Genomic DNA, 12,021 nt, shown 5'->3' on the forward strand with positions numbered 1-12,021 from the left:
AGGCCGCCACTTATCGGCTAGTCTCTGATGCGCAACCGGCGCCATGAGCGTATGATTCGCGACCCTTTGGCGATCCCTTCGCCACAAGACCTGTTTTTACTAGCGTTCAGGCCACTCAAGCCTGAATCGACACACCGGGAGGTGCCCAGATGAGTGAAGATCAGCAAGACCAGCAGGAAATCGGCCCAGCAGGCGAGAAGCTGCAGAAAGTCCTCGCCCGTATCGGCGTCGGCTCGCGCCGCGACGTGGAGTCCTGGATCAGCCAGGGCCGGATCAAGGTCAATGGCGTCGAGGCCACCCTTGGCCTGCGCGTCGACCTGCATGACGCCATCTCCATCGATGGCAAGGTGATCAAGCGCGAAGAGGCGTCCGAATCGGTCCGCCGCGTGATCATGTACAACAAGCCCGACGGCGAAATCTGCACCCGCGACGACCCGGAAGGCCGCCCGACCGTGTTCGACAAGCTGCCACGCCCACGGGAAGGCCGCTGGATCAATATCGGTCGCCTCGACATCAACACCACTGGCCTGCTGATGTTCACCACCGACGGTGAGCTGGCCAACCGCCTGATGCACCCGTCCTACGAGATGGACCGCGAGTACGCGGTGCGTGTGCGTGGCGAAGTCGACGACGAGATGATCGAGCGCCTGAAAGCCGGGGTGATGCTCGAAGACGGCCCGGCCAAGTTCACCGACATCCAGCAGGCGCCCGGTGGCGAAGGTTTCAACCACTGGTACCACTGCGTGGTGATGGAAGGCCGCAACCGTGAAGTGCGTCGCCTGTGGGAATCCCAGGGCCTGGTGGTCAGCCGCCTGAAGCGCGTGCGTTTCGGTCCGGTGTTCCTCAACTCCGACCTGCCGATGGGCCGCTGGCGCGAAATGAGCCAGTACGAAGTGGATGTCCTCAGCGCCGAGGTTGGCCTGACGCCGGTGGCGCTGCCGCAGCTCAACGCCAAGAGCAAGGACAAGCTGGAGCGCATGCAGCGCAAATCCTCGCGCCCGGTGGGCAAGAGCGAGCGCGTGCGGACCCTGCGTCCGGCCCATGGCGCGCCTGCCGCCGGTGCCCCGCGCCCGTTGCGCGAGCCGCAGATCGAAGGCGAGCGTGCGGGCCGCAAGCCCGCGCCACGCCAGGATGGCGAGCGTGCTCCACGGGCGCCGCGTCCGGCTGCCGGGCGTGGGGAGTCGGGTCGCGGTACGCCAGTGGCGGATCGTCCGAGCGACACCAGGCGCCCGGCCAAGCCAGCGCCGAAGTCCAAGCGTCCGGGCATCGTCCTGGTCGACAAGGATGCACCGTCGGGCAAGCGTCGCGGCGCCCCGGCCGGTTCCGGCCAGCGTCCGGGGTTCGGTCGCCGCAAGCCTGAGTGAGGCAGCCTTGAGCAGCAAGCTGTAGGCAACAAGAAAAAACGCCAACCCAGGGTTGGCGTTTTTTTTGCCTTTATGTAGCCGCTGGCGCAGCCTGCGATCGGCTGCGCAGCAGCAGCCAAACGGCAACGGTGATCTGTCAGGCAATCCGTGTTCAGGTATCTTGCGGTCGCTGCGTCGGAATGCCGCCCAGCCCGATCGCAGGCTGCGCCGCGGCTACAGGGCGACAGGGCTCAGAACACGAACCTGCCGTCGAACACCGGCTTGTCGTCCAGCGCCAGCACCCCGCTGGCAAAGATCAGGTCCAGGTGATGGCTGCCCTTGGCGCCGCCGCCCAGCCCCAGGTGCAGGCCGCAATGGCGCTCCTCGAACCCCGAATTGCGCGCGTAGAGGTCTTTCACCCCTTCGTTGGTGCCGATGCCCAGTTCCTCGATGCGCCGGTTGGACGGGTTGGCATCCAGGTATTTGTTGAAGTCCTCCGCCAGCCCCGGCACGTCGGTGGCGATGCGGCTGATGGTGGAGTTCTCGATCCACAGTTCCAGCGGCGATTGCAGCACGCCGTACTTGCGCGCGAAGGGGATGGTGCCGAGGAAGGTGCCGACGAATTTCACCCGGCCATTGATGGCCTCGCTGTGGCTGGCGATTTCTCCGGGAGCCAGGTCGTAGTTGCCCACGCCGTTGATGTTGGTCCACTTCTTGATGCTGTCCAGCGGCGCTTCGAAGTACGAGCCGTGGTCGTCGCGAAAGCTCAGGGTGGTGGCCTCGGACATATGCTGGATCAGGGTCGCGTTGAGCTCGGCGATGCGTTGCGGCTCGACGCTGAAAGTGTCGTAGAAGTAGTCGCCGTAGTCCTTGAACAGCAGCGATTTCTTCCAGTTTTCGGCCATCACGCCCTGCAGCGCCTGGATGAATTCCGGGCCTTGCGGGCGGGGCGGCGAGAGGGTGGAGGAGTCGTAGAAGAAGATATACAGATCGCAGTCGGCGATGGCCTGGGTCAGTACCGGGGTGGGCTCCTGGTCGAGGCGCAGGGCGGTGAAATGGAAGGGCTCGCTGGCCTGCTCGATGATGGCGGCGCTGGTGGCGGTGTACTCGGCGGTGTGGCCGATCAGGACCCTGGCGCTCTGGCGGTCGGCCAAGGCCGGATGGTGTTCGAGGTAGTAAAGGAAATGCCGGATGGCAGCGGTGTTGTCCATGGATCCTCCCTGGCGGACAGCGAGTGGAGGCAGGGGCGACCGCCGGGCCGCTCCTGCCTGATGGCCGTTTTTACAAAGGCCACATCGCTGTGCCGAACGGTACTATCGCATCGGCCTGCATCATTTCCACCGCGGCCTCGTGGGTCGCTGCTTCAAACCAATCGTCCAATTGCAGTTCAGTGTCCACGTCTTTTTCCAATGCTTGCATCGTGAATCTCCTAGATGGCTTTTCGGATTAAGCAGTCGGTGAGACAGCTCGGCATTCCGCGGGGAGTGCTTGAAAACCCCAGCTGCTCAACTTGGCCGCTCGGCTTGCCGGGGGTATGGTCCGGCAAGTGGCTGGAAACCTAGTCCAGGGTTTTTTGAAATGCAAAAAAATAATTGAATTATTTTTATTGAACTTTTTTTTCTGTTTTTGTGCTGAAAAATTATCAAGAAAAAACAAAAAGCTGAGCGAGCAGACAGGTAAAAAAGCGCTGGCCGTCAATTTGCAGTCGCCGCTGATATCGATCTGCAGTGGAAAAAATACGTTCCGCCTTGTAAAGAAAAACTTACGAAAAACCCGCTATCGAGTCATGGAATCGAGCCTCGTCCAGCACTGTAAGAAAAACCTTCCGTCGCAGCTTCAATACTGCCCGCCGCCGGGCTCCAAGCCGCTTGTTCCGCGGCCTGAAGGCGGGTGTGATGCAGCCCATGCCTGTGTGCAGGTGCATAACAAGAAGGAGGCGCAATGAACGCCGTGGCTCACCTCAACCGATTCCCACCGAAGGACGATCCCTGTCGTACCTTCGTCGACGACCCCGACGGGTCTGTCCCGAACCTTGCCGCCGATGCCAAGCATCGAGCAGGCCCCGTGCGATTCCGGCACCCGACGCGCTGATAAGCCGCGTCTGGCGGCAGGGAGTCAGCGGTGTACAATGCGCGGCGTTTTAACTGTGACCCAACTGCGTATCCGCGCGTTTTGCGCCCCAACGACTGCTTTCGACGCATGACGAGCCCTGGCTCGAATGCTCGAGACACGCTCCCAAGGCCAATAATTTCGAGGCTATCCGCCTTGTTCACTCCGCCGCGTCACAAGCGTGGTGGGTTCGATTTCGTCACAGATAAAAACAAACAGGTGACGCATGACCGTTAAACAAACGCTGAACTCCTGGTGCCTGCGCTGGGGTTTGATCCGCGCTGCTTAAGCCTGCTGTCGGCTGCAACGTCTATCGAACATCATCAAACCTTGCGTGAGACCCTTTTCATGAGTGGACAAAACTCGCATTCAGGCGAGCTGAAACGCGGCCTGAAAAATCGCCATATTCAACTGATCGCCCTGGGCGGCGCGATCGGTACCGGATTGTTCCTGGGCTCCGCCGGCGTGCTCAAGTCGGCCGGGCCGTCGATGATCCTCGGCTACGCCATCTGCGGCTTCATCGCCTTCATGATCATGCGCCAGCTCGGCGAGATGATTGTCGAAGAACCGGTGGCCGGTTCCTTCAGCCATTTCGCGCACAAGTACTGGGGCGGTTTCGCCGGTTTCCTGTCGGGCTGGAACTGCTGGATTTTGTACATCCTGGTGGGCATGTCGGAGCTGACCGCGGTCGGCAAGTACGTGCACTACTGGTGGCCGGAGGTGCCGACCTGGGCTTCGGCCGCGGCATTTTTCGTGCTGATCAACCTGATCAACCTGGCCAACGTCAAAGTCTTCGGTGAGGCCGAGTTCTGGTTCGCGATCATCAAGGTGGTGGCCATCGTCGGCATGATCGCCCTGGGCAGCTACCTGCTGGTCAGCGGTCACGGCGGCCCGCAGGCCTCGGTGAGCAACCTGTGGGAGCACGGCGGGTTTTTCCCCAATGGTGTCAGCGGCCTGGTGATGGCCATGGCGATCATCATGTTCTCCTTTGGCGGCCTGGAGATGCTCGGCTTTACCGCGGCCGAGGCCGACAAGCCGAAGACCGTGATTCCCAAGGCCATCAACCAGGTGATCTACCGCATCCTGATTTTCTACATCGGTGCCCTGGTCGTGCTGTTGTCCCTGACCCCGTGGAACAGCCTGCTGGAGACCCTGAATGCCTCCGGCGATGCCTACAGCGGCAGCCCGTTCGTCCAGGTGTTCTCGATGCTGGGCAGCGACACCGCGGCGCACATCCTCAACTTCGTGGTCCTGACCGCGGCCTTGTCGGTGTACAACAGCGGTACCTACTGCAACAGCCGTATGCTGCTGGGCATGGCCGAGCAGGGCGACGCGCCGAAAGTCCTGGCGAAGATCGACAAGCGCGGCGTGCCGGTGATGTCGATCCTGGCCTCGGCGCTGGTGACTTTCGTCGCCGTGGTGCTCAACTACCTGATCCCGCAGCACGCCCTGGAGCTGTTGATGTCGCTGGTGGTCGCGACCCTGGTGATCAACTGGGCGATGATCAGCTACTCGCATTTCAAGTTCCGCCAGCACATGAACCGCACGAAACAATCGCCGCTGTTCAAGGCGCTGTGGTACCCCTACGGCAACTACATCTGCCTGGCGTTCGTGGTGTTCATCCTCGGCGTCATGCTGATGATCCCGGGCATCCAGGTCTCGGTGTACGCGATTCCGGTCTGGGTCGCCTTCATGTGGATCTGCTACGGCATCAAGAACAAGCGCAGCGCGCAGCACAGCCTGCAGGCGGCCAACGCTTCGCTGAAGTGAGGTCTGTGCGATAACGGAAAACCCGGCTTCGGCCGGGTTTTTTGTGGGCGCTGCAAATCCGTAGGCGCGGTATCCTGAACGCCCTGAACGCGGATTCCTTTTCCATGCTGGTGATTTCCAACAACGTGCATCTGCCGGATACCGAGATCGAGTTGACCGCCATTCGCGCGCAAGGCGCGGGTGGGCAGAACGTCAACAAGGTCTCCAGCGCGGTGCACCTGCGCTTCGACATTCAGGCCTCATCCCTGCCGCCGTTCTACAAGGAGCGGCTGCTGGCGCTGCGCGACAGTCGCATTACCAGCGATGGGGTGATCATCATCAAGGCCCAGCAATACCGGACCCAGGAACAGAACCGCGCCGATGCCCTGGAGCGCCTGGTGGCGTTGATCCTCGGCGCGGTCAAGGTGGAGAAAAAGCGCCGCCCGACCAAGCCGACCCTGGGCTCGAAGACTCGGCGCCTGGAGTCCAAGAGCAAGCGCGGCACTATCAAGGCCGGCCGCGGCAAGGTCGATTACTAACGTCCGTTACGCTCCTCGCGATGTTTCGGTGCCTGGCGGTACAGGTAGAGGCTCAGCAGCAAACCGCTGCAGGCGGCGAGGGCGGCGAACAGGAAGATCGAGGCAAAGCCGAAACCGGCGGCAATCGCCCCGGCCAACGGTCCGGTGATCCCCAGCGACAGGTCGATGAACAGCGAATAGGCGCCCACCGCCGCGCCACGGCTGGAGGCGGGGACCAGGTTGACCGCCTCCACCCCCAGCGCCGGGAACACCAGAGAGAAGCCGAAGCCGCTCAATGCCGCGCCGGCCAGGGCCCAGTGGGCATCCGGCGCCAGCCACAACAGCAGCAGGCCCAGGGTTTCCACCGACAGGCAGGCGATCGCCACGCGAAAGCCGCCGAGGCGATTGATCAGGTTGCCGAACAGCAGGCGCGCGCCGATAAAGCTGGCGCCGAACAGGCTCAGGCACAGCACGGCGTTGGACCAGTTCTGGGTGGCGTAATACAGGGTGATGAAGGTGGCGATGGTGCCAAAACCGATCGAGCCCAGGGCCAGGCCGCAGCCGTGGGGGAACACCCGGCCCAGGACATGGATGAATGGCAGGCGCTCACCGGCAACGATCGGCGCCGCCAGTTTCGGCCAGGCCAGCGCCAGGCCCAGGAGCGCCAGCAGGATGATGCTCACGCCCATGCTCCACAGCCCCAGGCGATCCACCAGCAGCACCCCCAGTGGCGCGCCGACGGCCAGCGCGCCATAGCTGGCGATGCCGTTCCAGGAAATCACCTTGGCGGTGTTCTGCGCGCCGACACGGCCGATGCCCCAGCCGATGGAGCCCGAGCCCACCAGGCTCTCGGCGCTGCCCAGCACCAGGCGCCCGACCAGCAGGCTGGCCAGGCTCAGCACCGGCAAGCTGCTCAGCCACGCCGACAACAACATGAACACGCCGCTCAGGCCGCAGCCGGCCAGGCCGTACATCACTGCGCGCTTGCTGCCCAGGTTGTCGATGATCTTTCCGGCATAGGGGCGGCTGAGCAGGGTGGCCAGGTATTGCACGCTGATCACCAGCCCGGCGATCACCGCGCCGAAGCCCAGCTCGCTGTGCACGTAGCCCGGCAGCACGGCCAGGGGGATGCCGATGTTCAGGTAGCCGATAAAAGTGAAAAGGACGATGGAAACGACTTGCAGCGTGACCGCCAAGGGGTGCTGGGTATCTGGCATGGGAAAGGTCCACGGGCGCGGCAGAGATAGATAGGCTGCTTATGATACCGAGGGTTGAAACGATTCAGGTGGAGAAATCGATGCCCTGGCGCAAGTTTTTGCGCGTCGTAGGTTCAGGCTTGGGCGGGGGCCAGCAATTGCGTGGTGACCAGGGCGGCCAGGGCGTTTTCCTGGGTACCGAAGCGCACCAGCAGGGCGGCCTGTTTTTCCGGCGTCAGGCGATTCCAGATCTCGATCATCTTTTCGGCGGTGCCGATCAGCACGCTGGCTTGGGTTTCGCTGAAGGCGTCGGTCATGGAGGCGGTTCTCGAAAACGGGTTTCAGGCGGTGTGGAAAGCGCATCAAAGAGCGCTTTCCACACGGTCTGGGTGTTGCGGTCAGTCTTCGCTGTCGGCCTTGTGGCCACAGGCGGCTTCTTTCGGCTCGGGCTGTTGGGCGCCGGCTTGTTGCGGGGTTGTCTGCTCAGTTTCGTGCAGGCTTGGGAAGGGGAGATTAGGAATCTCGTGCATGTTCGTTGCTCCTCGCAAGGTCTGTTTTTTAAATCGCTGGGTAGATCCGCGCTTTTAAAAAGCCTGGGCAGGATACAGCACTGGAAATGACAAAAAGATTTTTATCTGGGGTTTTGGGATGAAAGGCGTTTCATCGGGCGGGAGACCGTTGAAGAGCATCGCGAGCAAGCTCGCTCCTACAGGCATGGGCTTTTTGTAGGGGCGAGCCTGCTCGCGATCAGGATGTCACTTGCAGACTTCGGCGATGGCTTCGGCCAGCAGGTCCAGGCGGGTGGCGTCGATACCGGCGACGTTGGCCCGGCCGGAGCTGACCATGTACACGCTGTGCTGGTTGCGCAATTTGGCGACCTGTTCCGGCGTCAGGCCGGTGTAGGAGAACATCCCGCGTTGCACGCCGATGTGGGCGAAGCGTTCGGCCAGGCCGAAGGGGTGCAGTGCTTCCACCAGGCCCGAACGCAGTTGGGCGATGCGCAGGCGCATGGCTTCCACTTCGTCGGCCCAGAGGCTTTTCAGCTCCGGGTCGCCGAGGATGGTGGCGACCACCGCGGCGCCGTGATCCGGTGGGGTGGACCACAGGTTGCGGGCGATGTGGGCCAGCTGGCTACGCACGTCCAGCAGCTTTTCCGCGTCCCGGGTGCAGACGATCAGCGCGCCGGTGCGGTCGCGGTACAGGCCGAAGTTCTTCGAGCAGGAACTGGTGATCAGTAGCTCGGGCAGTTCGGCCGCGAACAGGCGCACCGCCCAGGCATCCTGCTCCAGGCCGTCGCCGAAGCCCTGGTAGGCGAAGTCGATCAGCGGCAGCAGGTTGCGGTTGCGCACCACGTCCAGCACCCGATACCAGTCGTCGTGGCTCAGGTCGAAACCGGTGGGGTTGTGGCAGCAGGCATGCAGCAGCACCACGTCGCCCTTGGGTATCTGGTTCAGGGTCGCCAGCATGGCCTCGACGTCGAGGCGATTGTCGCTGCCGACGTAAGGGTAGTGGCTGACCGGGATGCCGGCGGCGGCAAAGATGGTTTCGTGGATCGGCCAGGTCGGGTTGCTCAGCCACACGCCTCGGCCCGGCAGGCAGTGGGCGATGAAGTCGGCGCTCAGGCGCAGGGCGCCGGTGCCGCCCGGGGTCTGGGTGGCGCCGGCGCGTCGTTCGGCGATCAGCTTCGAATCGGCGCCCAGCACCAGTTCGTTGATCACCTTGCCAAAGGCCGCGTCGCCGTGGCCGCCGATGTAGATCTTGGTGGTCTGCCGGTCGACCAGGCGCTGCTCGGCCAGCTTGACCGACCGCGGGATCGGCGTCAGGCCTTGGGAGTCCTTGTAGACACCGACGCCGAGGTCGAACTTGCGTGGGTTGCTGTCCGACGCATAGGCCTCCATCAGGCCAAGAATCGGGTCGCCGGGTACTCGGCCTATGGCGTCGAAATGCATTACTTGCGTCCTTCTGCGGTCTTGGCCACTTCGTCGGTGCGAGCGGCCATGATGAAGTCGTTACGGTGCAGGCCCTTGATGGAGTGGCTCCACCAGGTCACGGTGACCTTGCCCCATTCGGTGAGCAGGCCAGGATGATGACCTTCTGCCTCGGAAATTTCACCCATTGCGTTGGTAAAGGCCAGGGCGAATTTGAAGTTTTTGAACAGGAAGACTTTTTCCAGTTGCATGACGCCATCGCGCACTTCGATGTTCCAGTCGGGGATCTGCTTGATCAGTACCGGCAGTTCTTCGTCGCTGACTTGTGGGGCATCGGCACGGCAGGCTTCGCAATGGGCTTGGTTGAGAGCGGTCATGGTGGGTTCCTGAAATCGGTTCTTGTTGTGGAAATTACGGGGTTTATGAGCGCCGCGCGAGGGCAGGGTGCTCAGGCCGCCTTGGGTTTGGGCGGAAACTTGGGTGCGTGCAGGCCCATCTGCATGCCCTGGTGCACCAGGGCCATGATGTCTTCATGGGCCAGGTCGAACAGGCGCTTGAGGTTGGGCAGCACAAAGTAGATAGGTTGCAGGATGTCGATGCGGTACGGGGTACGCATCGCTTCCAGCGGGTCGAAGGCCTGGTGTTCGGGCACGTCGGACAGGCAGTAGACGGTTTCCTTCGGCGAGGAGAGGATGCCGCCACCGTAGATGCGCTGGCCTTGCGGAGTGTCCAGCAGGCCGAATTCGATGGTCATCCAGTACAGGCGCGCCAGGTACACCCGTTCTTCCTTGGTGGCCTGCAGGCCGAGCTTGCCGTAGGTGTGGGTGAATTCGGCGAACCAGGGGTTGGTCAGCAGCGGACAGTGGCCAAAGATCTCGTGGAAGATGTCCGGCTCTTGCAGGTAGTCCAGTTCTTCGCGGGTACGAATGAAGGTCGCGACCGGAAACTGTTTGCTGGCGAGCAATTCGAAAAAGGTCTGGAAGGGGATCAGCGCCGGCACCCGGGCGACCTGCCAGCCGGTGGTTGCGCCCAATACCTTGTTGATTTCGCCCAACTGCGGGATGCGGTCGTGGGGCAGGCCGAGTTTCTCGATGCCGTCCAGGTATTCCTGGCACGCGCGACCCTCGATCACTTTCAGTTGACGAGTGATCAGGGTGTTCCACACCGCGTGTTCTTCATCGGGGTAGTGGATAAAACCTTGCGCGTCGGGCTCGCGGGCCACGTACTGCGTCTGCTTCATGCTGCTCTCCTGTCAGGGGCTGCTTCTTGTTATCAGTTGACGTTAGAGATAACCCAAGGTTGCAGCCCATGCAGCAGGTTGACGTGAACGTAATGGGCGCCTCAGGGTTGATTTCGTAAAGTTTTCGTTACGAATGCGCCGCAAGGCCGTTAATACTGAGAATAGTCGATTTGAAAAGACAGGTTGCTGTCACATAATCTTGACGATTATCTGCGCCACACCGCAGAAAGTTCGTGCCGGGCAGTGCCAAAAACGCCGCTTTCTGGCGTTCACGCCCTCCATTACCTGTTTCGGGCCTTCCTTTATGCGTATCAAAGTCCACTGCCAGAATCGCATCGGCATCCTGCGCGACATTCTCAACCTGCTGGTGGAGTACGGCATCAACGTCGCCCGGGGCGAGGTGGGCGGTGAGCATGGCAATGCCATCTATCTGCATTGCCCGAACCTGATCAATCTGCAGTTCCAGGCGCTGCGGCCGAAGTTCGAGTCGATCGCCGGGGTGTTCGGGGTCAAGCGGGTCGGGCTGATGCCCAGCGAGCGGCGGCACATGGAACTCAATGCCCTGCTCGGGGCGCTGGAGTTCCCGGTGTTGTCCATCGACATGGGCGGTTCCATCGTCGCCGCCAACCGCGCGGCGGCGCAGTTGCTGGGGGTGCGGGTGGACGAGGTGCCGGGGATTCCGCTGTCGCGCTATGCCGAGGATTTCGATCTGCCGGAGCTGGTGCGGGCCAACAAGTCGCGGATCAACGGCCTGCGGGTCAAGGTCAAGGGTGACGTGTTTCTGGCGGACATCGCGCCGCTGCAATCGGAGCACGACGACAGCGAGGCCATGGCCGGCGCGGTGCTGACGCTGCACCGCGCGGACCGGGTCGGCGAGCGCATCTATAACGTGCGCAAGCAGGAGCTGCGCGGCTTCGACAGCATCTTCCAGAGCTCGAAAGTCATGGCCGCGGTGGTACGCGAAGCGCGGCGCATGGCGCCGCTGGACGCGCCGCTGTTGATCGAGGGCGAGACCGGCACCGGCAAGGAGCTGCTGGCGCGCGCCTGCCACCTGGCCAGCCCGCGCGGGCAGTCGCCGCTGATGGCGCTCAACTGCGCCGGCCTGCCGGAATCCATGGCCGAGACCGAGCTGTTCGGCTACGGGCCGGGGGCCTTCGAGGGTGCCCGGGCCGAAGGCAAGCTCGGGCTGCTGGAATTGACCGCCGGCGGCACGCTGTTTCTCGATGGGGTGGGGGAGATGAGCCCGCGCTTGCAGGTCAAGCTCCTGCGCTTTCTGCAGGACGGCTGCTTCCGCCGGGTCGGCAGCGACGAAGAGGTGTACCTGGATGTGCGGGTGATCTGCGCGACCCAGGTCGACCTGTCCGAGCTGTGCGCCCGCGGCGAGTTCCGCCAGGACCTGTATCACCGGCTCAATGTCCTGTCGTTGCATATCCCGCCGCTGCGCGAATGCCTCGACGGCCTGACGCCGCTGGTGGAGCACTTCCTCGACCAGGCCAGCCGGCAGATCGGCTGCGCCTTGCCCAAGCTGGCGCCGGCGGCCATGGAGCGCCTCAGCCATTACCACTGGCCGGGCAACGTGCGGCAGCTGGAAAACGTGCTGTTCCAGGCGGTGTCCCTGTGCGACGGCGGCACGGTCAAGGCCGAACACATCCGCCTGCCGGACTACGGCGTGCGCCAACCCCTTGGCGACTTCTCCCTGGAAGGCGGCCTCGACGAAATCGTCGGGCGCTTCGAAAAGGCGGTGCTCGAACGCCTGTATTCCGAACATCCCAGCAGCCGCCAGCTGGGCAAGCGCCTGGGCGTGTCGCATACCACCATCGCCAACAAGCTGCGCGAGTACGAAGTGGGCAAGGGCGCTGGCGAGAGCTGAACTCTTGTAGCCGCTGCCGCAGGCTGCGATCGAGGCCGAAGGACTCGCGAGGCTGGCAGCGTATTACC

The 12,021-nt window shown here is 62.8% G+C and carries 13 protein-coding genes; 5 read left to right on the forward strand and 8 right to left on the reverse strand.

What is annotated here, in order from left to right; genetic code table 11:
* Positions 1-149 precede the first annotated feature (149 nt).
* Positions 150-1,364, forward strand: coding sequence for a 23S rRNA pseudouridine(2605) synthase RluB (gene rluB, locus IF690_RS08740; RefSeq protein ID WP_202699772.1), 1,215 nt, complete (start codon positions 150-152; stop codon positions 1,362-1,364).
* 230 nt (positions 1,365-1,594) lie between these two features.
* Here rluB and IF690_RS08745 read toward each other — a convergent pair whose 3' ends face one another.
* Both IF690_RS08745 and IF690_RS08750 read right to left on the reverse strand, forming a co-directional pair.
* Positions 1,595-2,554, reverse strand: coding sequence for a CgnE/CgnB domain-containing protein (locus tag IF690_RS08745; RefSeq protein ID WP_202699773.1), 960 nt, complete (start codon positions 2,552-2,554; stop codon positions 1,595-1,597).
* Positions 2,555-2,624: 70 nt separating this feature from the next.
* Positions 2,625-2,762 (reverse strand): hypothetical protein, encoded by a 138-nt coding sequence (locus tag IF690_RS08750; protein ID WP_202699774.1) that lies wholly within the window; start codon positions 2,760-2,762, stop codon positions 2,625-2,627.
* Positions 2,763-2,889: 127 nt separating this feature from the next.
* Between IF690_RS08750 and IF690_RS08755 the strand changes: the two genes are divergently transcribed.
* The 3 genes from IF690_RS08755 (at position 2,890) to arfB (ending at position 5,740) form a co-directional block, all read left to right on the forward strand.
* Positions 2,890-3,288: a hypothetical protein gene (locus tag IF690_RS08755; protein ID WP_202699775.1), complete on the forward strand. Its 399-nt coding sequence runs from the start codon at positions 2,890-2,892 to the stop codon at positions 3,286-3,288.
* A 512-nt stretch (positions 3,289-3,800) separates the two neighbouring features.
* The gene (locus IF690_RS08760) at positions 3,801-5,222 is read left to right on the forward strand and encodes an amino acid permease (protein WP_202699776.1); all 1,422 of its coding nucleotides are present in this window, start codon (positions 3,801-3,803) and stop codon (positions 5,220-5,222) included.
* Between the two features lie 104 nt (positions 5,223-5,326).
* Entirely contained in the window at positions 5,327-5,740 is a 414-nt protein-coding gene (gene arfB, locus IF690_RS08765; RefSeq protein ID WP_202699777.1) for an alternative ribosome rescue aminoacyl-tRNA hydrolase ArfB, read from the forward strand.
* Here arfB and IF690_RS08770 read toward each other — a convergent pair.
* The 6 genes from IF690_RS08770 to phhA all read right to left on the reverse strand — a co-directional run bounded on the left by IF690_RS08770 (position 5,737) and on the right by phhA (position 10,083).
* Positions 5,737-6,936 carry an MFS transporter gene (locus tag IF690_RS08770; RefSeq protein WP_202699778.1) on the reverse strand — a complete coding sequence of 400 codons (1,200 nt, stop codon included), beginning with the start codon at positions 6,934-6,936 and terminating at the stop codon, positions 5,737-5,739. The two genes, arfB and IF690_RS08770, sit on opposite strands and share 4 nt — an antisense overlap.
* A 113-nt stretch (positions 6,937-7,049) precedes the next feature.
* Positions 7,050-7,232 (reverse strand): hypothetical protein, encoded by a 183-nt coding sequence (locus IF690_RS08775; protein WP_202699779.1) that lies wholly within the window; start codon positions 7,230-7,232, stop codon positions 7,050-7,052.
* A gap of 81 nt (positions 7,233-7,313) precedes the next feature.
* Positions 7,314-7,445, reverse strand: coding sequence for a hypothetical protein (locus tag IF690_RS29125; protein WP_023968281.1), 132 nt, complete (start codon positions 7,443-7,445; stop codon positions 7,314-7,316).
* Positions 7,446-7,670: 225 nt separating this feature from the next.
* Entirely contained in the window at positions 7,671-8,864 is a 1,194-nt protein-coding gene (locus tag IF690_RS08780) for an amino acid aminotransferase (RefSeq protein ID WP_202699780.1), read from the reverse strand.
* Entirely contained in the window at positions 8,864-9,220 is a 357-nt protein-coding gene (locus IF690_RS08785; RefSeq protein WP_007930096.1) for a 4a-hydroxytetrahydrobiopterin dehydratase, read from the reverse strand. The genes IF690_RS08780 and IF690_RS08785 overlap by 1 nt, the downstream gene beginning before the upstream one ends.
* A gap of 71 nt (positions 9,221-9,291) precedes the next feature.
* The gene (gene phhA, locus IF690_RS08790) at positions 9,292-10,083 is read right to left on the reverse strand and encodes a phenylalanine 4-monooxygenase (protein WP_007930098.1); all 792 of its coding nucleotides are present in this window, start codon (positions 10,081-10,083) and stop codon (positions 9,292-9,294) included.
* Positions 10,084-10,387: 304 nt separating this feature from the next.
* Here phhA and IF690_RS08795 point away from each other — a divergent pair, with 304 nt between their 5' ends.
* Positions 10,388-11,953: a sigma-54-dependent phenylalanine hydroxylase transcriptional regulator PhhR gene (locus IF690_RS08795; protein ID WP_038581185.1), complete on the forward strand. Its 1,566-nt coding sequence runs from the start codon at positions 10,388-10,390 to the stop codon at positions 11,951-11,953.
* Positions 11,954-12,021: the final 68 nt, after the last annotated feature.

The organism is Pseudomonas sp. SK3(2021) (genome assembly GCF_016772375.1).
GTDB classification, from domain to species: Bacteria; Pseudomonadota; Gammaproteobacteria; order Pseudomonadales; family Pseudomonadaceae; genus Aquipseudomonas; species Aquipseudomonas chlororaphis_I.

Bases quoted from the DNA above. Each gene is read 5' to 3' on its own strand.
- IF690_RS29125 (WP_023968281.1), bottom strand. From the start codon at position 7,445: ATGCACGAGATTCCTAATCTCCCCTTCCCAAGCCTGCACGAAACTGAG.
- IF690_RS08795 (WP_038581185.1), top strand. From the start codon at position 10,388: ATGCGTATCAAAGTCCACTGCCAGAATCGCATCGGCATCCTGCGCGAC.
- IF690_RS08775 (WP_202699779.1), bottom strand. From the start codon at position 7,232: ATGACCGACGCCTTCAGCGAAACCCAAGCCAGCGTGCTGATCGGCACC.
- IF690_RS08780 (WP_202699780.1), bottom strand. From the start codon at position 8,864: ATGCATTTCGACGCCATAGGCCGAGTACCCGGCGACCCGATTCTTGGC.
- IF690_RS08750 (WP_202699774.1), bottom strand. From the start codon at position 2,762: ATGCAAGCATTGGAAAAAGACGTGGACACTGAACTGCAATTGGACGAT.
- IF690_RS08760 (WP_202699776.1), top strand. From the start codon at position 3,801: ATGAGTGGACAAAACTCGCATTCAGGCGAGCTGAAACGCGGCCTGAAA.
- IF690_RS08745 (WP_202699773.1), bottom strand. From the start codon at position 2,554: ATGGACAACACCGCTGCCATCCGGCATTTCCTTTACTACCTCGAACAC.
- phhA (WP_007930098.1), bottom strand. From the start codon at position 10,083: ATGAAGCAGACGCAGTACGTGGCCCGCGAGCCCGACGCGCAAGGTTTT.
- IF690_RS08785 (WP_007930096.1), bottom strand. From the start codon at position 9,220: ATGACCGCTCTCAACCAAGCCCATTGCGAAGCCTGCCGTGCCGATGCC.
- arfB (WP_202699777.1), top strand. From the start codon at position 5,327: ATGCTGGTGATTTCCAACAACGTGCATCTGCCGGATACCGAGATCGAG.
- rluB (WP_202699772.1), top strand. From the start codon at position 150: ATGAGTGAAGATCAGCAAGACCAGCAGGAAATCGGCCCAGCAGGCGAG.
- IF690_RS08770 (WP_202699778.1), bottom strand. From the start codon at position 6,936: ATGCCAGATACCCAGCACCCCTTGGCGGTCACGCTGCAAGTCGTTTCC.